The sequence below is a fragment of the Streptomyces sp. NPDC001393 genome, from assembly GCF_053597455.1.
On the sequence record NZ_JBSFIH010000011.1, the window covers coordinates 1 to 25350 of the forward strand.

General features: G+C 72.3%; 20 protein-coding genes and 1 pseudogene. 8 read left to right on the forward strand and 13 right to left on the reverse strand.

The features are described 5' to 3' along the window. Positions 1-229 precede the first annotated feature (229 nt). Positions 230-301 (forward strand): annotated as a pseudogene (locus ACWC2T_RS14845) (TetR/AcrR family transcriptional regulator); the annotation flags it as partial. Positions 302-397: 96 nt separating this feature from the next. Continuing rightward, positions 398-586 (forward strand): hypothetical protein, encoded by a 189-nt coding sequence (locus tag ACWC2T_RS14850; protein WP_450670762.1) that lies wholly within the window; start codon positions 398-400, stop codon positions 584-586. A gap of 6 nt (positions 587-592) precedes the next feature. Here the strand turns inward: ACWC2T_RS14850 and ACWC2T_RS14855 are convergent, their stop codons facing one another. The 7 genes from ACWC2T_RS14855 to ACWC2T_RS14885 all read right to left on the reverse strand — a co-directional run bounded on the left by ACWC2T_RS14855 (position 593) and on the right by ACWC2T_RS14885 (position 10099). Then, the gene (locus ACWC2T_RS14855; RefSeq protein WP_450670763.1) at positions 593-2146 is read right to left on the reverse strand and encodes a N,N-dimethylformamidase beta subunit family domain-containing protein; all 1554 of its coding nucleotides are present in this window, start codon (positions 2144-2146) and stop codon (positions 593-595) included. A gap of 155 nt (positions 2147-2301) precedes the next feature. Beyond that, a complete protein-coding gene (locus tag ACWC2T_RS14860) occupies positions 2302-3327 on the reverse strand; it encodes a hypothetical protein (protein WP_450670764.1) in 1026 nt (341 codons plus the stop codon). A gap of 251 nt (positions 3328-3578) precedes the next feature. Beyond that, a complete protein-coding gene (locus ACWC2T_RS14865) occupies positions 3579-4589 on the reverse strand; it encodes a phosphotransferase (RefSeq protein ID WP_450670765.1) in 1011 nt (336 codons plus the stop codon). Between the two features lie 126 nt (positions 4590-4715). After that, entirely contained in the window at positions 4716-6545 is a 1830-nt protein-coding gene (locus tag ACWC2T_RS14870) for a phospholipase C (RefSeq protein ID WP_450670766.1), read from the reverse strand. Between the two features lie 176 nt (positions 6546-6721). Continuing rightward, positions 6722-7960: an iron uptake transporter deferrochelatase/peroxidase subunit gene (efeB, locus tag ACWC2T_RS14875; protein ID WP_450670767.1), complete on the reverse strand. Its 1239-nt coding sequence runs from the start codon at positions 7958-7960 to the stop codon at positions 6722-6724. After that, positions 7957-9165, reverse strand: coding sequence for an EfeM/EfeO family lipoprotein (locus ACWC2T_RS14880; protein WP_450670768.1), 1209 nt, complete (start codon positions 9163-9165; stop codon positions 7957-7959). The genes efeB and ACWC2T_RS14880 overlap by 4 nt, the downstream gene beginning before the upstream one ends. Positions 9166-9322: 157 nt before the next feature. Beyond that, positions 9323-10099, reverse strand: a complete 777-nt coding sequence (locus ACWC2T_RS14885) for a polysaccharide deacetylase family protein (RefSeq protein WP_450670769.1) — start codon at positions 10097-10099, stop codon at positions 9323-9325. Between the two features lie 270 nt (positions 10100-10369). Between ACWC2T_RS14885 and pip the strand changes: the two genes are divergently transcribed. After that, the gene (gene pip / locus ACWC2T_RS14890; protein WP_450670770.1) at positions 10370-11395 is read left to right on the forward strand and encodes a prolyl aminopeptidase; all 1026 of its coding nucleotides are present in this window, start codon (positions 10370-10372) and stop codon (positions 11393-11395) included. Then, positions 11392-12027, forward strand: coding sequence for a DinB family protein (locus ACWC2T_RS14895; protein ID WP_450670771.1), 636 nt, complete (start codon positions 11392-11394; stop codon positions 12025-12027). Before pip ends, ACWC2T_RS14895 begins: the two co-directional genes overlap by 4 nt. A 13-nt stretch (positions 12028-12040) precedes the next feature. Here ACWC2T_RS14895 and ACWC2T_RS14900 read toward each other — a convergent pair whose 3' ends face one another. Further along, complete coding sequence (locus tag ACWC2T_RS14900; protein WP_450670772.1) at positions 12041-12640, reverse strand: TetR/AcrR family transcriptional regulator; 600 nt, start codon at positions 12638-12640, stop codon at positions 12041-12043. Positions 12641-12797: 157 nt separating this feature from the next. On the opposite strand from ACWC2T_RS14900, the gene ACWC2T_RS14905 reads away from it, so the two are divergent. Continuing rightward, the gene (locus tag ACWC2T_RS14905; protein WP_450670773.1) at positions 12798-13646 is read left to right on the forward strand and encodes an alpha/beta fold hydrolase; all 849 of its coding nucleotides are present in this window, start codon (positions 12798-12800) and stop codon (positions 13644-13646) included. Between the two features lie 118 nt (positions 13647-13764). Here ACWC2T_RS14905 and ACWC2T_RS14910 read toward each other — a convergent pair whose 3' ends face one another. Beyond that, complete coding sequence (locus tag ACWC2T_RS14910) at positions 13765-13899, reverse strand: hypothetical protein (RefSeq protein WP_450670774.1); 135 nt, start codon at positions 13897-13899, stop codon at positions 13765-13767. An 87-nt stretch (positions 13900-13986) separates the two neighbouring features. Then, positions 13987-14778 carry an SDR family NAD(P)-dependent oxidoreductase gene (locus ACWC2T_RS14915; protein ID WP_450670775.1) on the reverse strand — a complete coding sequence of 264 codons (792 nt, stop codon included), beginning with the start codon at positions 14776-14778 and terminating at the stop codon, positions 13987-13989. Between the two features lie 100 nt (positions 14779-14878). On the opposite strand from ACWC2T_RS14915, the gene ACWC2T_RS14920 reads away from it, so the two are divergent. Beyond that, positions 14879-15490: a TetR/AcrR family transcriptional regulator gene (locus ACWC2T_RS14920; protein ID WP_450670776.1), complete on the forward strand. Its 612-nt coding sequence runs from the start codon at positions 14879-14881 to the stop codon at positions 15488-15490. 39 nt (positions 15491-15529) lie between these two features. Here ACWC2T_RS14920 and ACWC2T_RS14925 read toward each other — a convergent pair whose 3' ends face one another. Beyond that, positions 15530-17596: a SpoIIE family protein phosphatase gene (locus ACWC2T_RS14925; protein ID WP_450670777.1), complete on the reverse strand. Its 2067-nt coding sequence runs from the start codon at positions 17594-17596 to the stop codon at positions 15530-15532. Positions 17597-17792: 196 nt separating this feature from the next. Between ACWC2T_RS14925 and ACWC2T_RS14930 the strand changes: the two genes are divergently transcribed. Continuing rightward, positions 17793-20291 (forward strand): SpoIIE family protein phosphatase, encoded by a 2499-nt coding sequence (locus ACWC2T_RS14930; protein WP_450670778.1) that lies wholly within the window; start codon positions 17793-17795, stop codon positions 20289-20291. Between the two features lie 44 nt (positions 20292-20335). After that, on the forward strand, positions 20336-21142 hold the full coding sequence (locus tag ACWC2T_RS14935) for a maleylpyruvate isomerase family mycothiol-dependent enzyme (RefSeq protein ID WP_450670779.1): 807 nt from the start codon (positions 20336-20338) through the stop codon (positions 21140-21142). 13 nt (positions 21143-21155) lie between these two features. Here ACWC2T_RS14935 and ACWC2T_RS14940 read toward each other — a convergent pair whose 3' ends face one another. Together ACWC2T_RS14940 and ACWC2T_RS14945 are read right to left on the reverse strand one after the other, a co-directional pair. Beyond that, entirely contained in the window at positions 21156-22271 is a 1116-nt protein-coding gene (locus ACWC2T_RS14940; protein WP_450670780.1) for a PP2C family protein-serine/threonine phosphatase, read from the reverse strand. Positions 22272-22396: 125 nt separating this feature from the next. After that, the gene (locus ACWC2T_RS14945) at positions 22397-25309 is read right to left on the reverse strand and encodes a lectin (RefSeq protein ID WP_450670781.1); all 2913 of its coding nucleotides are present in this window, start codon (positions 25307-25309) and stop codon (positions 22397-22399) included. Positions 25310-25350: the final 41 nt, after the last annotated feature.

Genomic DNA, 25350 nt, shown 5'->3' on the forward strand with positions numbered 1-25350 from the left:
TCCAACCGGTCCCGCATCAGCATCGCCGGCGCCCCCTTCGGACACGCCGCCCACGCTGTCAGCACCGTCCGCGCCGGAATCCGCTGATAACTCCTTGGCCGCAACGACATCCCCGGGCCCCTCCCCGAGACACCACCCCGCCTCACCTCAGCGAACCGCAGAACAGACGCCGCGTCAGCACCCCTCACAAGATCGCCAACAGAGTCACGGCTTTGGTTTTACCACCGCGCTGCAGCTGATCGACGAGACCGGTGACTTCAGCGTCCCGCAGATCGCCCGGCGGCTGGGCGTGCAGACGGGTTTCCCAGTACCGCCAGTAACATGATCACCTTGGTTCCGGGTTACCAGTCAGTCAACTTGGCGCGGTTCAGAACGCGCCCTGCCCGGAGATGCCGAGATGTCCGAGTCCTCTCTGAACGACGCGTTGGAAAACGCGCGCCTCACCTATGAGCAGCACGTGCGGAACTGCCGTCAGTGCCATGCCGACGGCGCGGCCTGTGCCGTCGCCAAGCATCTCCTGCGGATCTACAACAACGCACGCAGGGACTTTCTGCGGTCGGGCGGACGGCACACCGCGACGGACTGACCGACGTCAGGCCCCGTACACCGAGCGGACGTTGGCGCGCGGCGGCGGGGCGTGCCGGGTCGCGGGGCCCTTCGCGAAGGTGCGCAGGAGGTTCTCCGTGGTCCGGGTGACGAACGCACGGGTACGGGCGTCCATGCCGTGGTCCCGCCCGAGCATGCCCGTCCCGGCCACCAGGCCCTCCACCCAGCGCATGGTGCCGGTCGCGAACACGCCGGCGCCGCTGGAAGCCGTGTAGTACGCCGAGTCGCTGTGGCTGGCTCGTCCCTCACAGACCAGCGGCGAGTGCGCGATGATCTCCAGCGGGCCGGGGGTGGGGGCGCCGGGGGTGATCCGGTCGTACTCCACGCCGACGAGATGGGCGAAGGCGTCGCCGGAGCGTGCGCCGGTGCCCTCGTACAGCCAGTGGTCGGCGGCCCGGACCAGGTAGGGAGCGTCGACCGGATAGCCCTCGTAGAGAACGCCGGTCAGGGAGGACTCGGGGTCCGGGGCGGGCGGGAGACGGTAGTCGGTGGTGACCAGGGCCGGGTGCGAGCCGTAGCAGGGGTCGGCGCGGTAGGCGGTCTTGTAGCAGACCACCGTACGGTCGTCCGCGGCTTCCCCGGCTTCCAGCCGTATGCGGCGGAAGCAGGTGTTCGCGCCGAGGAAGGCGATGTTCGTACCGGCGTCCCGGGCCGCGGTCACATGGGCCCGCTGCTCCGGCGTCCAGTACTCGTCGTGCCCCAGGCAGACGACGGCGTGCGCGCCGCGCAGCACCGCGGGGTCGCGGTGCACGTCCACGCCGGTGGTGTAGGCGAGCGGTATGCCGAGGCGCTCGGCCAGCACCACCAGCGCCCACTCGTACACCTGGAACTTCTCGGCGCCTTCCCCGTCGTAGGGGCGGTCGAAGCTCACCGCGAGCGAGCGGGTGGCGTACGCCCCGGACACGCCGTTGTAGAGGCTGCTGCCGCCCCAGCGGTTGTACGCCTGCCAGGTGGCCGGGGCGTGCAGCAGGACCGTACGGCCCGTGCCGTCGGTGGAGCGGACGATCAGCGGGACGTACCGCTGGTGGCCGGTGTCCGCCTCGAGCCGCAACAGGTAGGCGCCCTCCGGCCAGCCCGAGGTGTCCACCGGCAGCGTCACCGGCCAGTCGGCGCGCACCGTGCGGGTGGCGGGCAGCGTGCGCGGCGCCGGCTGGGCGCGGCCGGGTATGCGACCGGACGCCCATATCCGGCGGGCCTGCTTGCCGCCGTACCACCCGACCCGGAACGCGGACACCCGGAACGCGGCGGCTGTGGTCGACACATGCAGCCCGAACTGCTCGCCCGGGGTCACGCTCACCCGGTCCGGGTAGCCGGCCACCGCGTCCGGCGGGCCGGTGGAGGCCAGACGCCAGTCGGCGGTGCCCGGGGCGTCCCGTTCGGCCTCGGGCCGCAACCGCCCGTCGGGGGCCGGGGCGGAGTGCGGATGCGGCGGTGCCGCCGTACAGGCGGCGGCCGTGCCGAGGCCCAGACCTGCGGACAGGGTGAGGAAACGCCGGCGGCCGAGGCCGTCCGACGATGTGGTGTCGTGCCCTGGAGCCACTGCGCCTCCCGGATGCGTGTTCGCTCCAGCGTCCCGACGCCCGCGCGGCCGGCGCAACCCGCAGCGGCGGCGGAACACCGGTCGGCAGGCCGCGCGAGCACGCCCGGCCGGGCCGCCTGCGGTTCGGCCGAACGGGTGACATCTGTGGGGTGCGGTCAGGTGCGGAAACCGATATGCACGTGATCGTGATGGGTGGCGTCGCTGAAGAACTGACCGGCACTGCCGCCTGCCAGCAGCACGGGACCGCCCACGTTGTAGGACCCGGCCGCTGCCGCGTCCCGCATGAACCGCTCGATCAGACCGCGCGAGGTCGCCGGATCGACGACCGCGTGGCCGTCGATCCGCCACACGTCGAAGGCCCGGCCCCGCGGGTGGTCGCTGGGCCGGCTGGTGCCGAACACGTCCAGTGGATGCCCGGAGCGGACGACGCTCACCTCCAGCCGGTACGTCCGTGCCAGCGCGAGCATCGCCTGCGCCACACTGGTGTGCACCCGGCCACTGCGCAGATCCGCCACAGCGGCGGGCGGCAGCACGATGCGGTCGTCCGACAGGACGCTGCGGACGTCCGGCGCCAAGGAGCGGGCGGCCGGCCCGGGGTGGGCCGGGTGCAGGGCATCGACCGTCCAGCCGGAAGCCGACCGGGACAGGCGCACGTCGACCGTCGTCCCGCCGGCGCTCACCGTGCCGGCGCGCCGGGTCCACTGCCGGCACACCACCAGCACGCTGGCCGACCGGGACAGGATCCCACCGTACTGCGCGTCCACGACCTGCAGCGCCGCCTGGTCGGCCGTCGGCAGCAGCGGACCGGCCTGCCCGACGAGGGCCGTCGGCAGCCCGAGCGCCGCGACCCTCGCCCGTGCCGCCGCCGTGCCGCCCTGCCCCGCGGCCCAGGCGCCTATCGCCTCCACCAGCCGCACGGCGCGCAGCTTCGCGGCCGGCTGGACCTCGGCGGACGTGGGCCGCCAAGGGGTGGTGCGCGGCAGCGCGGCAGTGGGCGACGGCGACCTGGTGCCGGCTGTGGGCTCCTGCGACGGGCGCGGGGTCGTGGCCGTACGGGACGGGTGCGCGCCCGGGGCCGTACGGCCGGAACAGCTCGACGCGCCGAGCGAGGCACCGGCGAGGGCTGCCAGCACGGCACGGCGGCCGGGCGGGGGAGCGGCGGGCGGCGGAGTGCGGATCATACGGCCCAGTGTCCGCCGTACGACACGGGCTCGGCCAGGACGAGCGGGCACAGGCGCCGAGCGGGAGGGGCGCTCGACGAGCGGACGACGGGCCGGCGCACCGACATCCACCCGGCGCGCCCACCACCGGTCGGCGCACCCTCAACCGGTGGGCGCACCCTCAACCGGTGGGCGTACCCACAACCGGCCGGCGGCGGTGACCGCGGCACGCGCCCTGCCGCTCCGCCCCTGCGCCGCTTCGGGGCCCGCGATCAACATGCCTGGAACGGCGGGTCGTCGAAGATCGCCGGCAGGGTCTCGGAGCTCTGCTCGGCGCCCGGGACGGTGCCCGAGGGGCCGGGAAACGTGCGGCCCCAGGACGCGGCGCGGCCCAGGACGCTCAGCCGCCAGGCCAGGTGTGCGGCGCGGCGCAGCTCCGCGGGCGCGCGGCCGGTTCCCGTCCAGGGCTCCAGGTAGGCGTCGAGCAGCCGGGTCAGGACCTGCGGCCCGTACCGTGCGCGAACCTTCTCGGCGGGGACGCGCAGGCTGCAGAACGGGTGCGAAACGACTGCGTCGCCCCAGTCGAAGAAGGTGAACCGGCCCGGTGCCGGACGGAACAGCTGGCCGTCGTGCAGGTCCGCGTGGTCGAGGGTGTCCTCGACGCCGAGTGAGGCGAGCTCGGCGCACCAGTCCGTGAGCCGGGGCCGCAGCCGCTCCAGCCGCTCGCGTGCCTCCGGGCGCAGGGCGGTGCTCCTCGTGAGCAGCTCGTCGAACGCCTCGGGCAGGTCGGCGGTCCGGGTGGCGGGCACCCCGAGCCGCTCGATCTCGCGCGCGTGCGCGGTGAGGGCCCGCTGCAGGCTCGCGTACTGGCGCAGCAGTTCCTCCCAGGTCCGCGGCTCGACCGCCTCCCGGGCGAGCACATCGCGGAACAGCTCTCCTCCGTCGGGCAGCAGGACCCATGCGCGCTCGGCGTCGACGGCCAGCGGCCGCAGGACGTGCTCCGGCACCCAGCGGGCCAGCGCGGCGGTCAGCGGCCCCTCGAAGGCGCTGGCCGGCGGATTCGCCTTGAACCAGACGGCGTCCTGTCCCTCGACGGGCACGCGCACCAGTACCGACCACGGCCGCAGCCGCACCCTCAGCTCACCGCTCCGCCGCAGTCCGTGGGAGTCGAGCTGCTCCGCCACCCAGTCGAGGGCCGAGGCCCGCCACGACTCCTGCTCCCACGGGGTCGGCGCGTACTGGTGGTTGCTCCGGTCCACGACGATCGAGAACTCACGTTGCACCGCGCCATTTCAGCATCTCGGCCGACGGTCCGGCCACGCGTTTCGCCGGCGGTTCTCCGTCGGGGCCGGGGGAATGCGAACGCGCCCCCGGTCACCGACCGGGGGCGCGTGTGCCGGACTGCGGGATCAGGCCCGCTGCTTGCGGCGCAGCGTCAGGTACGTGCCGGTCGCACCCGCGGCCAGCAGGGCGCCCGCCCCGAGGCCGACCGGGAGCGTCGGGAAGCCGGAGGCGTCCGTCGTGGCGGCCGTGTTCTGCATCGCCGGGCCCGGGGTGATGCTGGTGGACACCGGGGCGACGTGCCGGATCGGGCCGACGTGCTTGACCGAGCCGTCGGAGTTCAGCAGCACCTGCCTGTTGTTCGGGCGCCGGAAGTCGAACATGCCCGCGAGGGAGCCGGCCGTGGCGTCGAAGGAGTGGTCGCCGATGCGGCCGGTGCACCAGTTGTCCTCGATGAACCGGGTGATGGACGCCTGGTCGGTCAGAGTGTGGTCGACCTTGTTGACCTTGCTGTACGGCGAGACGACGAGCAGCGGCTGGCGGGTGCCGGGGCCGCAGCGGTCGGCGTAACCGCCGGACGCCTTCGGGCCGTTCTGGCAGGCCGGGCTGTCGGTGGCCTTGCCGTTGGAGCCGAGCGAGGTGTCCGTCGAGCCGTTCCTCGGGGCGACGTAGGCGTGGTCGTACCAGCCGTCGGAGTCGTCGTAGGCGACCACGATCGCGGTGGACTTCCACTGCGGCGAGCTCTGGATCGCGTTGATCTCGTCGACCAGGAAGTGCTGCTCGTCGACCGGGTCGGAGTAGCCGGCGTGGCCGTCCTGGTACTCACCGGCCTTGAGGAAGCTGACCGCCGGCAGCTTGCCCGCCTTGAGCGCGGCGGAGAAGTCGGTCAGGTCGTAGTTGTGGTTGGCCCGACCGTTGTGGCCGATCTCCGAGACGCTCTTCGGCGCCAGGTGGTGCTGGTTCGCCGTCGACTTGTAGTAGGAGAACGGGTTGTGGTGCGGGCTGTAGTCCGCCACGGCGGCGCCGCCCAGGTTGGTGTGCGTGGTGTCGCACTTGGCGTACGAGCCGGACGTGCCGTTCCACGCGGTCGACGGACGGAAGCCGCCCTGGAACCAGCCCCAGGTCACCTTCTTGGCGTTGAGCAGGTCACCGATGTTCCTGCCCTGCATCGAGGCCAGCGCGTTGCTGCTGGTGTGGTCCTTGCCGGAGCAGTCGTCGTAGGCCGGGTCGGGGTCGTTGATGACCGTGCCCACGCCCTTGGCGTCCGGGGACTTGACCGCGTAGGCGTCCGGCGTCGAGGTCTGCTTGGGGTTCTCGGTGCCGGTCGACGGGTCCATGGAGATCACGCCGTGCGTGTTCCCGGAGATCAGGTTCAGCGCGCCGGGCGTCGAGGGACCGTAGTTCGAGCTGAACGAGCGGTCACTCAGGGAGTAGTGCTGGGCGTAGTTCCACAGCGCGGTGACCGTGTTGCCGTCGTAGTAGTCCATGACCAGGCCGGGCTCGCCGAACAGGCCGCCGCTGCACTTGTCGACCTCGGTGTTCTGCACGAACTGGTCGGCCTTGCCGCCGTTGGAGGCGTACTGCTCCGGCCCGTAGGAATGGTTCTGGTCGCAGGTCATCGCCTGGGACGGGGACAGCCGCTTCGGCGCGTACTGGTTCGGGTTGTTCTTCAGCAGCCCGGCGTGCGCGAGGGTGTCGATGTCCTTCGGGGTGTTCTTCGACGCGGTGAACTTCGTGCCGTCGGTGTTGGCGGCCTTCGGGTACGTGGCGAAGTAGTGGTCGAAGGAGATGTTCTCGTCGAAGAGCACGACGACGTGCTTGATCGGCGTGGTCGTCGAGGCCTGGCCCGCGGACACGGCCGCCCAGCCGGGCGCGTTGCTGCCGAGCGCCGTCAGCGCGGCGGCCCCCGCGAGCGCGCCGAGAGTCCGCAGCGCGGCTCGTCTTCCTCTGCTGGCCATGGTGGTCTACCCCTCCGGACTGAACGTCTGTGCGTCGTACGAGCACGCATGCTGCGCCTGTTGCCGGACGCGTCGGCGGAGCCATGATGGCCTGCGGGTGAACACCGAGTCAGGGATGCTGGGGCAAAACTTGACGGTGTGTTGACCCGGTCGGCCGCCGAGTTGTCCGGACAGGTTCAGCCGAACAGGGCGCGACCGTACCAGTCCGAGTCGTCCCGTACGCCGGGCAGCGCGAAGAAGTAGCCACCGCCGAACGGGCTGATGTAGTCCGTCAGCGGCTCACCCGCCAGGCGGTGCTGCACCGTCTCGAACTGCCGCTTCAGGTCCTGCTGGTAGCAGGTGAACAGCAGGCCCATGTCCAGGTTGCCGTTGGCGTCCATGCCCCGGTCGTAGTTGTACGCGCGGCGCAGCAGACGCTGGCCGGCGGTGGCCGGGGTGCGAGGGTTGGCGAGCCGTATGTGCGCGTCCAGCGGGATGACGTCACCCTTGGGATCGTCGGCGTACTTCGGCGTGTCGTGCTCGTGGTCGCCGTCCAGCGGCGCGCCCGAGGAGCGGGCACGGCCGAACATCCGCTCCTGCTCGCCGAGCGAGACCCGGTCCCAGAACTCCACCAGCATCCGGATCAGCCGTACGACCTGGTAGCTGCCGCCGACCGCCCAGTCCGGCTCGCCCATGCCCCGGCCCACCCACACCAGGCGGTCCATCTCGCGGGCGCTGGTGGCGTCCGGGTTCGCGGTGCCGTCCTTGAACCCCATCAGGTTGCGCGGGGTGCCGGAGGGCCGGGGCGGGCTGGAGAAGCCGTCGAGGCGCCAGCGGACCTGGGCGGCCCCCCGGGTGTGCCGGGCGATGTCGCGCAGCGCGTGCAGGGCGGTGTCGGGTTCGTCGGCGTGCAGTTGGAGGCTGAGATCGCCGTGGCACCAGTCGGCCCGGAGGTCGTCGTCGGGGAAGGCGGGCATCGCGGTCAGCCGCCGGGGCCTGAGCGCGGCCAGCCCGAACCGGTCGTCGAAGAGTGAGGCGCCGACGCCGACCGTCACGGCGAGCTGACCGGCGGGCAGTTGGTCGCCGAGGACGCCCGAGTCGGCGGGCGGGCCGGTGATGCCCACCGGGGACGGCGTACCGCCCGAGGTCAGGAAGCGGGCCCGGTCGGTGAGCGCACGCAGCAGGTCGGTGAGCTCGGCGCGGCTCCCGGCGGTCACGTCGAGGGAGGCGAACACGCAGGTGCGGCGGGGGGCCGTGATGGCCGAGGCCTGATGGAGGCCGTGGAAGGGGGCGAGAGACGCCGCGGTGGCTGCCGGTGTCCGCGCGGGGGAGGCGGCGCCGGTGGCGAGGCCGGCCCCCGTCAGGGCGGCGCCGCGCAGGAAGCCGCGCCGGCCCAGGCCGTCAGGTCCTTCGGCGGTGACGGCACGCTCGCTCACACGGTCCTCCGGGGGTCGCACAGGGTGGCCACCGACGCCAGGCGCTCGACCAGGTCACCGAGCACCGCGTTCACGTCCTCCCGCTGGGCGCGGGTGAGACGGTCCAGCGCGGTCCAGGAACCGCCCCGGTGGAACCCGTCCAGGGTGTGCCCGGCGCGGTCCAACTCCCTTAGAAGTTCGGGGAGTCCGGCGTACCGGGTCGCCAGCAGGGGCCTGAGCCGGGACAGCACCTCGCGGGTGCCGTCGAGATTGGCGCGGGCGGTGGCGAGGTTGCTGCCGCTGCCGTAGTCGGTGCGGCCGGTCAGCTCGAACTGCACGGTGTTCTCCAGGATCTCGTGCGTGCGCAGGCCCAGCTGAGCGGGGTCCATACGGGTCTGCGACCAGGTGTCCCGCAGCCCGGTCACCGCCTTCAGCAGCGCCGCCGCCGGGGCGCGCAGCCCGGCGGCCGACTCGCCGTGCCACAGCCCGTACTCGACGCGGTGGAACCCGGCGAAGTCCTTGTCGTGCACCCCGCCGGGCAGTCCGGCGTCGGTGCCGTTGATCGCCGTGTCCGCGTCCCCGAAGGCGTCGTACGCCGCGCCCAGCCGCTCGTACTCCAGATGCGCGGGCAGCCAGGCCGTCCGCGCCCCCACGAGGTCGCCCCCGTCGATCGCGTCCCTGAGCCGCGTCGTCAGCCGGACGACCTCGTCCAGTCCGCCGCCGACCCACTTCTGGTAGGCGAGGGCGGGCGGGATGAGGTCGTGCTCCGAGACCGGGGCGGCGCCCGGGCCGGGCTGTCCGCCGGTGATGTGCACGGTGGGGCCGGTGACGGCGTCGGCGTCGTCGGGCACGCACTTGAAGGCGTACGCCCCCCTGCCCAGCCGGACCGTCAACTGCCGTGTCGTTCCGGGCCCGATGCCCTCCACCTCGCCGTACACCACCTGGCTGCCCGGGTCCTCGAGGTAGACCTCGGCGGCGCCGTCGGAGGAGTTGTGCAGGTCGAAGGTCCGCACCCCGGGCTCGGGCCGGGTCCAGCCGCGGCCGCAGCGGCTCTCCGACACATCGATGACGACGTGCGCCGAGGGGGCGCCGGCGGTCCGGCCGTGGCGCGGGCCGCCGAGCGAACAGGCCAGCAGTGTGCCCGCGAGGGCCGCGGCGAGGGCGACGAACACGGCGGGCGCCGTCCGGAGACGAGCGGACCGCGTGCCGAGGCGAGGCAACGGCATGGCGAGCCTTTCCGGGACGACGTAGTACGCAGCGGCCTCATGGTAGGCACCACTGCGGATGCGGACCGTCGTCCCGGGACTTCGATGGCCAAGATTTCCCCCGGGGTTCACCAGGGATTGGCCGAAAGCTGCCGTTGGCCACCGGGGGCAGGTTCGTTCAGCGCACCGGGAAACCGAAGGAGTAGCCCTGCTGCTTCAGCCACGGCAGCAGGGTGCGCAGCGCCGCCACCGTCTGCGAGCGGTCGCCGCCCGCGTCGTGGAAGAGGATCGTCGGCCCGTTGGTCAGCTCCCGCTGGACCGTGGCGACGATGGTGCCCGTGCCGGGCCGCTCGAAGTCCTTGGAGTCCACGTTCCAGCCGAGCGGACGCATCCCGTTCGAGGCCGCCAGGTGCCGGCTGTAGGGGGTGAAGGCGCCGCCCGGAGCCCGGTAGTACATCGGCTGCACCCCGCCCGACGCCTGGGTGATCTGCCGCCTGGCCTCCAGGACCTCGTGCGACTGGTAGGCCTCGGACTTCTTGTCCATCGTGGTGTCGTGCGACACCGTGTGGTCGCACAGCCGGTGCCCGGCCGCCACCACCTGCCGGACCAGCTCCGGGTGCGCCTCGGCCTGCGGGCCGATCATGCAGAACGTCGCCTTTACGCCGTTCTCGCGCAGCACTTGGAGCACCTGCGGGGTCCAGACGGGGTCCGGCCCGTCGTCGATGGTGATGTTGACCGCGTGCTCCCCCCCGTCCGAGGCGTGGGCGATGTCGGCGGACACGGTCACCGTCTTCGGCGCGGCGTGCCGGGCCGGGGCACCCGCCCCGGCCGAACCGCCGCCGCCCGACTGGCCGGCCTGCGCGGTCCACACCGATGTGGCGGCCGCCACCGCGGTGACCCCGACCGCCGCCGCGACCATCCGGCCGTACCAACCCCGCCCACCGTGCCGCGCCATACCCCGCCCCGTTCCGTGCGTGTCCCTGTGCTCTTGTGCATCCGCGTTCCGTGCACCTGTCAGGACGGCCCGGGTTGATCGCGGGATCCGGCTGTTACCGATCACGGACAATTCCGGGGCGCTTTCGCGACAGAGCACTACCGTGGACAACGGCTCCGGACGGGCGAAGGACACCGCGGAGCGATGCACAACTGCAGTGGGCGCCCCTGGAGTAGAGCCGACCGGTCCTCGGCCACCGACTGGACCGGTCGGAGGCGCTACGGTGCCCGGATGGACCTCTATCCGGAGATCGAACCGTACGCATACGGCATGCTCGACGTGGGCGACGGCAACCACGTCTACTGGGAGACCTGCGGCAACCCCGACGGCAAGCCGGCCGTCGTCCTGCACGGCGGGCCGGGATCCGGGTGCACCCCCTATGCCCGGCGCCTGTTCGATCCGGCCGCCTACCGGATCGTCCTGCTCGACCAGCGCGGCAGCGGCAGGTCCACACCGCACGCCAGCCGCCACGACACCGACATGAGCGTCAACACCACGGCCCATCTCATGGCCGACCTGGAGCTGCTGCGCCGGCACCTGGGCATCGAACGATGGCTGGTGTGGGGCGTGTCCTGGGGGTCGGTGCTCGCCCTGCGTTATGCGCAGACCCACCCGGACGTGGTCTCCGAGCTGGTGCTCACCGGCGTCGCCACCGGGTCGAACGCCGAGGTCGAGTTGCTGACCCGCGGCCTCGGCCGGATCTTCCCGGACGCCTTCGCCGAGTTCCGGTCCCAGGTACCGGCCGACGAGCGGGACGGCAACCTCGCCGCCGCCTACAACCGGCTGCTCGCATCACCCGACCCCGCGGTGCGCGAACGGGCCGCCCGGGCCTGGACCGACTGGGAGACCGCCACCATCCCCGCGCCGCCGCGCTCCGTCGCCCGCTACGAGGACCCCGTCTTCCGCATGGGCTTCGCCCGCACCGTCACGCACTACTGGGGCAACGACCACTTCCTCGGCGAGGGCAACGACGAAGGCGTGGTCCTGCGCGACGCCCACCTGCTCAAGGGCGTCCCCGGCACCCTCGTCCAGGGCAGCCTCGACTTCGGCAACCTCCTCGGCATCGTCTGGCGACTCCAACGAGCCTGGCCCGACAGCGAGTTGGTGATCGTCGACGACACCGGTCACACTACCGGGACACCCGGTATGGGGCAGGCACTGGTCGCGGCGACAGACCGGTACGCGTCCCGCGACCGGCGTGGCGCCCGCAGGCCGGCACAGCAGGGGCCGGTCCGTCCACCCAGGAGTGTCCGATGACGACCACACCGCCCCGACTCGCCCCGCTGCTCGACCAGTTCGACTTCGCGTGCGGGCGGCTGCTGCGCCGCCTGGCCGGGCCCGTCATGGACAGCGGCGACGGCGGGGAGACCCGGGTCGACCCCATGACCGACGACGAGTACTTCTGGGAACCGGTGCCCGGCTGCTGGACGGTCAGGCGGCGCGCCGACGGGCCGGGGCCCCGGGCGGCCTTCCTGGATGGCGGCGGCCCGTGGGGCCGGGACGCAGCGCCGTACCCGCACCCCTGGCCACCGCCCGTCACGACGCTCGCGTGGCGGCTGAGCCACCTCACCGAGATGCTGTCCCTGCGCGCCGACCACACCGCCGGCAGCCGCTCCGCTACCCGGGAGAACCACCCGGTCAGCGGGGATGCCGCCGACGCCGTCGCGGCCTTCGAGAGCGGCGTCGCCGCCTGGCGGCAGGCGCTGCTGAGCGCCGACGACGCGGCGCTGGACACGGTCGGGCACTGCGCGTATCCGTACGGCAGCGACCCGGAGGAGCCCTTCCTGGACATCGTGTGGTGGGTCAACCAGGAAGTGCTGCACCACGGAGCCGAGATCGCCCTGCTCCGCGACCTCTACCGGGCGAGCGGGCGGAGCCGGCAGACCTGACGGCCGCGCCGACTCAACTCCCAGCCAGTGCCGCTCGTACGATCGCCGCGGCCGCAGCGCCCGCGGCCCGTACCGGTTCCGTGCTGCGCGCGGCCCGGCCCAGCATGAAGGCGCCCTCCAGCAGGGCGATGACCGAGCTCGCCGTCTCCCGGGCGGCGGGCCCGGGGATGCCTCCCTGGGCGTAGTAGGCGGCGAGGTGGTCGATCCAGCTGTCGAAGACCTCCGAAGTGGCCCGCCGCAGCGTGTCGTTGGTGCTCGCGACCTCCATCGCCACCGTCGCGATGGGACAGGGGTCGGCGAAGTCCAGTTCGGCCAGGGTGCCGGCCGCGGCGGCGAAGGCGTCCGCGGTGGCCGCCACCCGGTCCTCGTACGGTTGCATGAGCGTGGTGATGAGCCCCAGATAGACCGCCCCCGAGGTGCGGATCACCTCCTCGCCCAGCTGGGCCTTGCCGCCGGGGAAGAAGTGGTAGATCGAGCCGAAGGGCGCCTCGGCGGCCTCGGCGATCTGTTTCATGCCCGTGCCGGTGTACCCCGAGCGCCGGAACAGCTCGGTTCCCGCGTGCAGGATCCGCTGCCGGGTCTCGTGGGTGCTGATGGCCTTGCCGTCGCTCACGGGGCACCTCCGGGGAGCCGCTGTTGCCCAAGGGTGGTGGGGGTCTATTCTGTCATTAGAACGATCTATCAAGACCATCTGTCAAGAACGATCTGTCGAGAGACAGAGAAGAGTCAGAGAGTCAGTCGAAGCGGCCGACCGGGGCGGAGGCACGGGCATGGCGGAGATCGAGCTGAGCGCGGGAACCATCGACTACCAGGACACCGGAGGTGACGGCCCCACCGTCGTCCTCGCCCATGGCCTCGGCTTCGACGACTCGGTCTGGGCCGACGTCGTCTCCGCCCTGCGCCCCGACTTCCGCGTCGTGGTCCCCGTGCTGCCCCTCGGCAGCCACCGGCATCCCATGCGGCCGGACGCGGACCTCTCCGCGCACGGCATCGCCCGCCTGCTGGCCGAGTTCATGGACCGCCTGGACCTGCGGGACGTCACCCTCGTCCAGAACGACACCGGTACGGCCCAACTCCTCGTCGGTGTACGGGACGAACGCATCGCCCGGCTCGTCCTGACCTCGTGCGAGGCCCTGGACAACTACCCGCCCGGCGTCCAGGGCCGCATCCTGCACGCGGCCTGCAGGATCCCCGGTGGCGTCTTCCTCCTCCTGCAGTCCTTCCGCTTCCCCTTCCTCGCCCGCATGCAGACCTCGCTCGGCGGAATGGCGAAGACGCGGCTCCCGAAGGAACTCGTCGCGCGCTGGTACGGCCCATTGCTGACAAACCGTCATATCCGCCGTGACTTCGCCAAGTTCCTCCGTACGACCCGGAAGGACTGCTATCTGGCAGCGTCTCGGAACCTCCCGGGGTTCACCCGCCCGGCGCTGGTCGCCTGGGGTGCAGAGGACCGCATGATGCCGCCCGCGACGGGCCGCCGCCTGGCCGAACTGCTGCCGGCCGCGCGCTATGTGGAGATCCCAGACGCCCGCACCCTGGTCCAGCTGGACAACCCGGCGGCGCTCACGGAGGAGATCCGCCGATTCGTCAAGGACAACCCTCTGCCCGGAGAAGGCTGACGCCGGACGACGGAGAGGGCACGGGCCCGTCGGCCCGGGAGGTCACGCGTCCAGTGAGACGTACAGTCGCGTGCCGCCGGGCCGGAAGCCGACCCTCTCGTGCACACGGCGGGAGCCCTCAGAGCGCGCCGTCGGCGCAGCCTCCGCCGGGAGCCCGGACGAACCAGACGGCTCCGCCGCCCTCGACACCGCGCTGTCCGAAGGGGGTGGTGTAGCAGACGTACGGGCTGGTGGCCGAGGGGTCGAACCCCACGACGAAGCCGCCGGCTTCACGCGCTGTTGGGCGGCGGCTCAGTACCTGCGGCGCCCGCACAGGAGACGGACCCCGGAATGGGGCACCTCAGCGGCTCGAGCGCTGCGCTGCCACGATCGCTTTTATCGTCGGCTCCGCCCCGGCCAACCGCTGCACCCGCTCCGCGAACCCCGGGAACTGCGAGGCGACCTTGGTCAGGAAGCGCAGCTCGGGCGGCGCCACGTTGACCTCGGCGAGATCGCGTTCGATCGCCCGCGTCACGCCCCTGCAGACCTGTGCGGGCGAGACGGTGCGGACCCTGCCGGGCGTCGCCGAGCCCGTCTTCGCGAACATGCCCAGGTCGCGTACGAAACCCGGCTGGACGATCGACACGCCGACGCCCGTGCCGTGCAGGTCCTGGCGGAAGGCCAGTGAGAAGCCGCGCAGCCCGAACTTCGTCGCGGTGTACAGGGACGACGACTTGGTGGCGGCCATGCCGGACAGCGACCCGACGAAGCAGATGTGACCGCGCCCGGCGGCGACCATGCCCGGAGCGAGCAGCCGGGCGAGCATCGCCGGGGCCCGCAGGTTCACGGCCAGGGCGCGGTCGATCTGCTCCGGCGTGTAGTCGAGCACGTCGCCGCTGGAGGGCAGCGCCGCGTTGGCCAGCAGGATGTCCGTGCCGGCGGCCTCCTCGGCCAGCCGCCGCACATCGTCGGGGTCGGCCAGATCGGCGGCGACGATGCGGGCGTCGTAGCGTTCGGCGAGTGGTTCGAGTGCCTCGACCCGGCGGCCGGTGAGCACCAGACGGGCGCCGCGGGCGGCCAGTTCGGCGGCGAGCGCGCCGCCGATGCCGCCGGTGACCCCGGTGAGCAGAACGGTTGACCCGGCAATGTGCACGACGACCACCCTCCAGTTCCTGTTCGTTCGAACGAACAATAGGGAGATCGGGCGGCCCTGTCCACAGGCGAGGCACCCCGGTGATGGAAGAATGCACGCCATGCCTGATGCCGCCACTTCCGCCCCGATGCGCCAGCGCATCATCACCGCTGTCCTGCAGATCATCGGCGAGGACGGAGTCGCGGCGGTCACCAACCGGCGGATCGCCAAGGAAGCGGGCGTGTCCCTCGGTTCGGTGACCTACCACTTCGAGACCCAGCACGAGCTGCTGCGGGAGAGCCTGCTGCACTTCGTGCGCCAGGAGGCCCGGCACTTCACCGAACTGGCGGACCAGTGCCAGACGGAGGGCCTGGACGTCGAGGACGCGGCGTCGCTCGCCGGCCAGGTGGCCTGCGGCTCGGCGCTGGACAGCGCCCATCTGGCGCCCTTCGAGCTGTACCTGCAAGCCGGACGCGACGAGCGCCTGCGCGAGGCGGCCGCCGAGGCCTTCCGGGCCTACGACCTGCTCGCCGCCCGCATCCTCACCGCGCTGGGCGTCCCGGACGCCGAACGCCTGGCCGCCACGACGGTCGCCCTGGTCATGGGCCTGCAACTGCGGCGTCTGGCCACGGGCAGCCCCGCGGACGACCTGGTCGACGCCCTCCTGCTGCTCGTGCGCGGGTCCGCCGACCCGTCACCCACGGCCGCTCCGCAGGAGCCGACGGCACAGTAGGGCGTCGGGCGCCCCGAGCGCCACGCCGTACGGGGTCGACTACAGCGCCCGGGCGATGAGCAGGGCCACGTCGTCGTGGTCGTCGGGATGGCGCAGGCCGTACAGCAACACGTCGCAAGTCTCCTCCAGTGGCCGGCGCGGCTCGTCCAGGAGGTCCAGCAGGGCGTTCAGCCGGTCGTCGATGGCGTGCTGACGGGTCTCCACCAGGCCGTCGGTGTAGAGGACCAGCACATCACCGGGGCGCAGGGCGACCGCCGTGGACTCGAACCGGACGCCGCCGACGCCGAGCGGTGCCGCCGTCGGCAGCTCCAGGAGCCTCGGCGGGTCGCCGGGCCGCGCGAGCGCGGGCGGCATGTGTCCCGCGTTGGCGACGCTGCACAGCCCGGTACCGGGGTCGTACACCGCGTACAGGCAGGTGACGATGTAGTGCTCCAGATCGCAGGTGATCTTGTCCAGGTGCTGGAGCACCGCGCCGGGGTCGAGGTCGAGGTCGGCATAGGCGCAGGTGGCGGTGCGCAGTCGGCCCATGGTGGCGGCCGCGTCGATGCCGTTGCCCATGACGTCCCCGACCACCAGGGCGGTCTTCTCGCCGGTCAGCGGGATGACGTCGTACCAGTCGCCGCCGACCTCGCTGGTGGCCAGCGCGGGCTGGTAGCGGGAGGCGAGTTCCAGCCCCGAGTGGTGCGCCGCGTGCTCGGGCAGCAGACTGCGCTGCAGGGTGAGCGCGGTGTTGCGGACGCTCTGGAACCAGCGGGCGTTGTCGATGGCCACCGCGGCCCGGCCGGCGAGTTCGGTGGCCAGGACGACGTCGTCCTCGTCGAACGGCGCCGGATTGCGGGTCCGCTTGAGATCGAGGGCCCCTAGCACCTCACCGTGGGCGATCAGTGGCACGGCCAGATACGAGTGGACGCCGGCCTGGGCGAGCAGGGCGCCGGCCGCGGCGTCCCGGGCGATGCGCGGCAGATCCTGCGGTCCGACATGCCGTACCAGGACCGGCCGTCCGGTGTGGACGCACAGGGTGACCAGGCGGTCGCCCTCGTAGGAGGCGATGTCACCGGGCGCGTCGGCGGCGCGCAGAGCGACCGTGGGGTGCGCCGCCTTGAGGGCGAGGGCGCGGAAGATTTCCGGGCCGTTGTCCGGTCTGCGCATACGACGGCAGGACAGGGCGGAGTCGAGGACGTCCACGGCGACCACGTCGGCGAGCGCGGGCGCCGCGATCTCCGCCAGTTCATGGGCGGTCTGTTCCACATCCAGCGCGGTGCCGACCCGCGCGGAGGCGTCCGCGATGAGCGCCAGGCGCCGCCGCGCCCGGTCGGCCTCGGCGGCCGCGCGGTGCCGCTCGGTGACGTCGACGACCGACACGGCCGCGCCCAGCACCCGCCCGCCGGGATCCTCCAGCCGGTAGAAGGACAGCGACCAGGCGTGCTCGTGCCCGGGATCGGCCGGCGGCCGGCCGACGTGGTACTGGTCCAGCAGGGGAGTACCGGTGGTGAGCACCTGACGCAGGGCGGACTCGACGGTGTCGACGTCCGGGAAGGGCAGGGTCTCCCTCAGGCTGCGGCCGATGTGGTCCTCGGCGCGCGTGCCGTCGATCCGCTCCAGCGCCGGGTTGACCAGGAGGTACCGCAGTTCGGGGTCCAGGAGGGCCAGGCCGATGGGGGACTGGTTGATCAGCCGCTCGCACAGGGCCAGGTCGGTTTCGACGCGCTGGAGGAGGGTGTGGTCGGCGGCGATGCCCAGGGCGTAGACGTCCCCGAGGTCGTCCAGCAGCCGCATGGTGCGGAACTCGGTCAGCCGGCTGCTGCCGTCCTTGTGCCGGACCGGGAACGCGCCCGCCCAGCCCCGGCCGGTCTCCAGCACCTCGGTGAACAGACTCACCACGGCCTGCAGATGTTCCGGGTGCACGAGCAGGCGTGCCGCGGAAGTGCCGAGGGCCTCCTGCGAGGAGTAGCCGAAGAGCTCCTCGGCCTGCGGGGTCCAGAAGACGATACGGCCGCGGGTGTCCAGCGCCACCGCGGCCACACTCAGCACGTCCAGCAGCCCGGTCGGCCGGGGCGGCTCGTCGCCGTGTTCCTCGTGGCCGGTTTCGTAGGAGTCCACTGCCATGCCGGGTTCACCTCCACCGGCCGGGCGGGCCCGCACAGGCGCCGACGGCCGGTGCTTCCACAGTCCGTTGCCTCGATGGTCCCTCCGGCCCCGGCCCCGCCCAACCGCACGGCGCCGCGTCGGGCGGATCCGCACCTCCCGCTGTATCCATGCGCATCAAGGGACAAACGCTCATAGTGGTGTATGGGTGGAACTGATGGAATCTGCGCCAGAGGGCTTCGCCGCAGCCACGCCGCGGGGACCGGGTGATCTCTTCGACGCCTCCACCGACGCGGCTGCGGTCATATCGGCACACGGCGTCGTCGTCGGCTGGACCCGCAGCGCCGAAGCATTCCTCGGGCACGCGGCGCGGGACGTCGTGGGCACCTCCGCCGCGCGCCTGCTCGCCATGCCCGAGGACCCCGTACGGCTCGCCGGTGTCGTGGAGCGGTGCCGCGCCGGAAACGGCTGGAGCGGGCAGATCGCCGTACGGCACGGCGACGGCCGCAGCCTCGGCATCCAGCTGCGCGTCTCGGCCTCGTTCCGCATCGACGACACCGAGTGCTTCCTGGTGTCGGCCCGGGCGGAGCGGCAGCGGTGGACCATGGGCCAGTCGGTCCTGGACGGCTTCCTGACCCGGTCACCGGTCGGCATGGCCGTCATGGACACCGAGCTGCGCTGCGTCTGGCTGAACGACACCCTGGAACGGTTCGGCGGGGTCCCCCGGGACGAGCGGCTGGGACGGCGGCTGAGCGAAACGCTGCCCGGCGTGCAGGCGGAGGACCTGGAGGGCTTGATGCGCAAAGTGCTCGCCACGGGCCTGCCGGTGACCGACTACGAGTACACGGGCTGGAGCTGGGCCGACCCGCACCGCCGGCACGCCTACTCGACCTCCTTCTTCCCCCTGGTCGACGCCGACGACGCCATCACCGGCGTCTGCTACATGGTCCAGGACGTCACCGAGCGGTGGCACGCCCGGCAACTCCTGGCCCTGGTCAACGAAGCCGGCACCAGCATCGGCACCACCCTCGATGTGACGCGGACCGCCCAGGAACTCGCCGACTTCGCCGTCCCCCGCTTCGCCGACTTCGTCATCGTCGACCTGCTGGAACCCGTCCTCAGCACCGAGGGCCACGGGGCGTGGCTGACCGACGCCGGCCCCGCGCCCGCCGGGGCCGTGATGCGCCGGGCGGCGCAGCGCTCGGTGCGCGAGGGCACTCCCGAGGCCGTCGTCGGGATCGGCGACCGGGTCGACTTCCTTCCGCCGCCCCACGACGCGCACCTGCTCCTCGACGGCGAGCCCCTGCTCATCCCGGTGCTCGACCCCTCCGACGAGCTCTGGGTCGCCCGGGACCCGGAGCGGACGGAACGCATCCGCGAGTACGGGATGCACTCGCTCATCGCCGTGCCGATGCGGGCGCGGAACACCGCCCTCGGCCTGGCCACGTTCACCCGCTCGCTCAACCCCGTCTCCTTCGGGTCCGACGACGTCCTGCTGGCCCAGGAACTGGTCGCACGCGCGGCGTTGTGTGTCGACAACGCCCGCCGCTACACCCGCGAGCACGCGGCGGCGGTCACCCTGCAGCGCAGCCTGCTGCCACCCGCCCTGACCGGCGGCACCGCGCTGGAGGTGGCCTCCTCCTATCTGCCGGCGGATCCCTCCGGCGGCGTCGGCGGCGACTGGTTCGACGTGATCCCGCTGTCCGGCGCACGGGTGGGCCTCGTCATCGGCGATGTGGTGGGCCACGGCACCACCGCGGCGGCGAGCATGGGCCGGCTGCGCACTGCGGTGCAGACCCTCGCCGCCATGGAGATGCCGCCCGACGAACTGCTCGCCCACCTCGACGACCTCGTGTTCCGGCTGAGCGACGAGGAGGCGGTGGCCGGTACGGCCGCCCGCAGCACCTTCACCGGCGCGACCTGCCTGTACGCCGTCTACGACCCGGTGAGCAAGCGGTGTGCCATGGCCCGGGCCGGTCACCCGCCCCCCGTCGTCGTGGCGCCCGACGGACACGCCTACTTCCCGGAGATCCCCGCCGGGCCCCCGCTCGGGCTGGGCGGCATGGCCTTCGAGGCCACCGAGATCGAACTGGCCGAGGACAGCCTCTTCGGCCTCTACACCAACGGTCTCATCGAGGGCTGCGACCACGACGTGGAGCGGGGCATGTCCCGGCTCGGGGAGATCCTCGCCCACCCCGGCGACGTCCTGGACACGCTGTGCACGTCCGTCGTACGGCAGCTCGTCCCCGAGCCCCAGCCCGACGACATCGCCCTGCTCCTGGCCCGCACCCATACCCTGGGCGCCGACCAGGTCGCCTCCTGGGACGTACCCCACGATCCTGCCGCCGTCGCCACCCTCCGCGCCCTCGCCACCCGCCAGGTCGAGGACTGGGGCCTCGGAGAACTCGCCATGACGACCGAACTCGTCGTGAGCGAACTCGTCACCAACGCCATCCGCTACGCCGCGCCGCCCATCCGGCTGCGGCTCCTCCGCGACGCCCGCCTCACCTGCGAGGTCCACGACGCCAGCAGCACGGCCCCACGGCTCAGACATGCCCGGAGCATGGACGAGGGCGGCCGCGGGCTCTTCCTGGTGGCCCAGCTCGTCCAGCGCTGGGGCGCCCGCTACACCGGCGAAGGGAAGATCATCTGGGCCGATCAGGAGATCCCCCCGAACCCGGATTTGCCTTCGAGCGCACTCCAGCAGCCAGACTGACCGGGACGGAGATCCGTGCCGAGGACAGAACAGGACGGCAGCAGATGACAGCGACACACCGGGCGGGGCATCCACTGCCGTACGACACCTACCGCGAGGCCGTCGCCCGCGAGACCCGGCGCTTCGCCGAGGTGGTCGAGGCCGCCGACCCGGCGACCCCCGTGCCCTCGTGCCCCGACTGGACCCTGACCGACCTCACCCAGCACGTGGGAGCGCTGCAGCGCTGGTTCTGCACCCTGCTGACCCGGCTGGTGCAGGAACCTCCGCGCAGCCGCGACGTCGAGCTGGGGCTGCCGGAGAACGCGCGGGACTTTCCCGGCTGGGTGGCGGCGGGGGTGCCCGCCGTGGCGGCCGTCCTGCGGGACACGGATCCCGAGGCACCGATGTGGGTGTGGGGCGAGGACCGGCACGCCCGCTTCTGGGCCCGCCGGATGCTCTTCGAGACGCTGGTGCACCGGGTCGACGCGGAGCGTGCCGTCGGCCTGACCTCCGACATCGACCCCGTGCTCGCGGCGGACGGCGTGGACGAGTTCCTCGTCAACCTGCCCTACGCGGGACTCTTCGCCCCCGGTGTGACCAAGCTGCGCGGTGACGGCGAGATCCTCGCGTTCCGGAGCACGGGCGTCGACGGCGGCCCCGGCGAGGAGTGGCGGATGCGGCTGGACCCGGACGGCTTCCGCCCGGTGGGCCGTGAGGGCGAGGAGTCCGCGCCGGTCACGGCTCAGGTGCGGGGGCAGGCGGCGGACCTGCTGCTCCTCCTCTACGGGCGGCGGTCGTACCAGGACTCCGCCTTCGAGGTCTCCGGACAGGCCGCGGTCCTCGACAACTGGTTCGCCCACACCGCCTTCTGACGGGGAGCCGCGCTCACCCGGCCGACGGCTCCGCCGACGGGTCCACGGGCAACAGACACACCGCGAGCGCCGCGGTGTCGTCCTGAAGACCCTTGTGGCTGTAGGCCAGCAGGTCGTCGTGGAGCCGCGCGAGCAGCTCCTTCGGCGGGAGGGGACCCCAGGCGCGGAGGCGGTCGAGGAGCGGGTAGAAGGCGCCGGTCGCGTCCCGCGTCTCCGTGACGCCGTCCGTGTACAGCAACAGCTGGTCGCCGGGCCGGAACGGATAGGTGTCGAGGTGATACGGGTCCTCGACCAGCATGCCGAGGTTCAGGGGCGGCGCCGGCCGCCCGCTGTCCAGTTCGCGCACCTCGCCGGCCCGCAGCCAGACGGGCGGCGGATGACCGCAGTTGACGATGCGGACGACGTGCGCGTCGGCGGGGACCTCGGCGAAGACCGCGGTGACGAACCGTTCGCTCGTCTCGGTCCCGCCGAGCTGCGTCGCCCGGCGGCTCATGCTCGTGTCCACCCGGCCGGCCAGCGCGAGCAGATCGGGTTCGTCGTACGCCACCTCACGGAACGCCCCGAGCATGGCAGCCGCGGTCTCGACCGCCACCAGTCCCTTGCCGCGGACGTCACCGATGAGCAGACGGACCCCGAACCGGGTGGGGACCGCCTCGTAGAGGTCGCCGCCGATGCGTGCCTCCGCGGCCGCGGAGAGATACAGGCTCTGCAGGCGGAGGTCGCCGATCCGGTGCGGTACGGGGCGCAGCAGGACGCGCTGCGCGGTCTCGGCCACGAACCGCACGTCGGCGAGCGTGCGTTCACGCCGGATCCGGTGGGCGGCCAGGATCGCGCCGAGAGCGCCCACGAGGGCCGTACAGATGTAGGACGCGACATAGTGACGGTCCCACAGATAGCCCGCGGACCGGCCCGCGCAGCAGGGCGTACCGGCCAGCACCGCTTCGAGGCCGACGGCGAACACCGTGGCGGCCCCGACGGCCACCGGCCCGTACGCGAAGGCGGCCAGTACCGGCACCGCGATCAGCGCGAAGCTCACCGGCCAGTCCACGGGCGTGAGCGGCTCCAGCAGCAGTACGGCCGCGACGTACATCACCGGCAGCCAGCGCAGCCACGCCGGAGGCGCCGGCACCCGCGTTCCCGTGGCTGCAGGCGCCCCCGGTTCATGGCCGCTGCGTCCGTGCTTCACCCGTCCAGCCTGGTGTGCCGCGCCCCCGTACCCCCGTGATTGCTCCACTCAACGGCATGTTCCGGCGGTCATTTCCGGCCCGGTCCGGGCGATCCCCCGCCGAAGCCGATCGCGAAGACGTGCAGCCCCCCGGCGGCGACGTCGGACGGCAGGCGCACGCTGCTGACCGTCTTGCCCGGACTCAGGGCCACCGGCGTCGTGGCGAACACATACGTCTGCGTGCTGTCGGACGCGGTACCGGCATGGTTGCGGTAGGGCAGGGTCAGCGCCACGGTGTTGTCGGGGAGGGGTGCGGCGGCGCCCGCGCTCAGCGTCCAGTCGGAGAGGCCGAGGGCGACCGACTGCGTGGTGCCGTCGGTGTAGGTGACGGTCGCGGTGCCGGACACCGGGCCGTTGTTGGCGGACCCCAGGAAGGAGATGCTCCCGGAGCCGGACGTCCGCACCGTCTGCCCGTTCGCCTCGTAGTTGTCCGCGGCGCCGGCCGCCACATCGGGCCAGGTGAACCGGATCCCGTTGACGGTGAGCTGCGCGCCGGGGGTCACTCCCGCGCCGGCCAGGGCGTGCGCCGAGTAGCTGTAGCCCGCGCCGTCGAAGTTGGCCGAGGCCGCGGCGGTGTCGCCGGACGTCCCGACGTCGGTGTAGCCCGGCGCGCCCGGGTAGGAGGGCGGGGCGGCGGAGGCGTCCGATGCCCAGGACGTGTTGGGCGAGGTGCCGAGCACGTAGGTGAGGGTGCCGCCGCCGGTGAGGGCGCCGGCGGGTGCGTGGGCCGCGTTCCATGCCGACCCGTTCCAGGTGGCGGACTGGACGTACGGAGCGTCGTCCGCGGCACCCGTGCCGTTGATCGTGAGGATGTGGCCGGACGGCAGGGTGATCACCGCCTGAGCGAAGAGCGGGCTGCCCAGCGCCAGATCGGCGGTGCCGGGCGTCTCGGGGTACATGCCGAGGGCGGACCACACGTACCACGAGCTCATCTCACCCAGGTCGTCGTTGCCCGCCAGCCCGGACGGGCCGGCGGTCCAGATCTGGTCCTGGACCTGCCGGACGACCTGCTGCGTCCGATACGGGCGGCCGACGTAATCGTACTCCCAGGGGATGTTGAGGCTGGGCTCGTTGCCCAGGTCGGTGTACCCGCCGGCACCGGTCAGCGAGGACAGGTCCGTGTCCAGGTACTTGGCCATGGCCGCGTCACCACCCATGGCGGTCGCCAGCCCGTGCACGTTGAACGGCACCATCGGCGTGTACTGCCAGGAGTCGCCCTCGACGAAGTTCTTCCCCGAAGTCGGCGAGAATCCGGCCGTCCAGGTGCCCGAGGCGTCGCGCGGCCGGATGAAACCGCTGCCGAAGTCGAACAGGTTCTGCCAGTCCTGCGCCCGGTCCGCGAACCGGCGCTGGTCCGCGGTCTGTCCGAGGGCACCGGCGAGCGCCGAGACGGCGAAGTCGGCCGAGTCGTACTCGAGCGTGGTGGAGGCGGCGCCGTAGAAGTTGCAGCAGCCGTACTTGCCGTTGCTGGGCAGCCGGCCCAGCTGCTCCAGATAGGCGAGCCCCGGCCGGTTGTCGCCCGGGGCGGTGGCCTCCGAGATCATGCCCTTGAGCGCGGACGCGGTGTCGAAGTTCCTGGCCCCGAAGGCGTAGTAGTCGGCGATGATCTCGTCCGCCGGATCGCCGACCATGACATAGGTCTCCCCGTTGTTCTCCGACCACTTGGGGAACAGGCCGGTCTGGCGGTAGTCGTCGACCATCGACTGGGCGGTGTCGGCGGCGGTCTGCGGCGCGATCAGGGCCTCGAGCTGAGCCTGGGAGCGGTAGACGTCCCAGCCCGAGTAGTTGGCGTAGGCGGCGCCGTGGCCCTTGTCGACGGTGTGGATCTTGCCGTCGAAGCCGGGATAGCGGCGGTTGGTGTCACTGATCACGTTCGGATGCAGCAGCGCGTGATAGAGCGCGGTGTAGAAGACGGTCTGCCGGTCGGGCGTCCCGCCGGCGATCCGCACCCGGCCGAGGAGGGACTTCCAGGCGTCGTGCGCCGCGGTGCGCACCTTGTCCAGGTTCCAACCGCCGTTCTCCGCCTGACGGTTGCCCACGGCACCGGCGGCCGACACATAGGAGATGCCGACCTTGGCCTGAACGGCCCGGTGGGTGGTGGTGTCGAACGTGACGTAACCGTCGGAGCCACTGGCCCGGGGAGCGGAGGTGCGGGGCGTACGGGGCAGGGTGCCGTGCAGCGTGGGCTTGTTCGGTGCCTCGGGGGCGCTGGGGGAGGCGCTGCTCCTGGGCGTGGTGGGCGTGGCGGCGGCCAGGGCGGTGCCGCTGTGGCGGAACGGCTGGTCGAAAACCATGTCGTAGTAGACGGTGTAGGAGTTGCCCTCGCCGCAGAAGTTGCCGCTGGTGACCTTGCCTCTGACCTCTCTGTCGTTCACCACGTCGAACTCGGCCGCGCTGTCGCCGTTCTCGCTGCCTGTCAGCTTGAAGACGAGGTTCGCCTGTCTGGTGGACGGGAAGGTGAAACGGGCCATGCCACTGCGGGTGGTGGCGGTCAGTTCCGTCTTGACGCCGTTGTACAGCGACACCGTGTAGGCACCGGGGGTCGCGGACTCGTTGGCGTGCGAGAAGCTCTCCGTGGCGTGGGTGTCGACCGCGCCGACGGTCGGCAGCACCGGGATGTCGCCGGCGGCCCGGCAGCCCGGGCCCGCGATGTGGGTGAGGCCGAACCCGGTGATGGCCGAGTCCGCGTACTCGTAGCCGCCGCCGTCCGGCCGGTGCGGGCTGGTGTCGGGGCTCCACTGGACCATCCCGAACGGGGTGTCGGCGCCCGGGAAGTCGTCGGCGGCGTGCGAGGTCCCGATGAACGGATTCACGACAGAGGCCGGATCGGTGACCGGCGCGAGGGAGACGGGATCGGCGTGGGCGGGGGCGGAGACGGCACCCAGGACCAGGGCGCCAGTGGCCAGCACGGACAGAAGGCGGAACGGCACCATCGTGACCATGTCCCTTCGACAACGATGTCCCGAAGGTTGCCCCTTCAGCC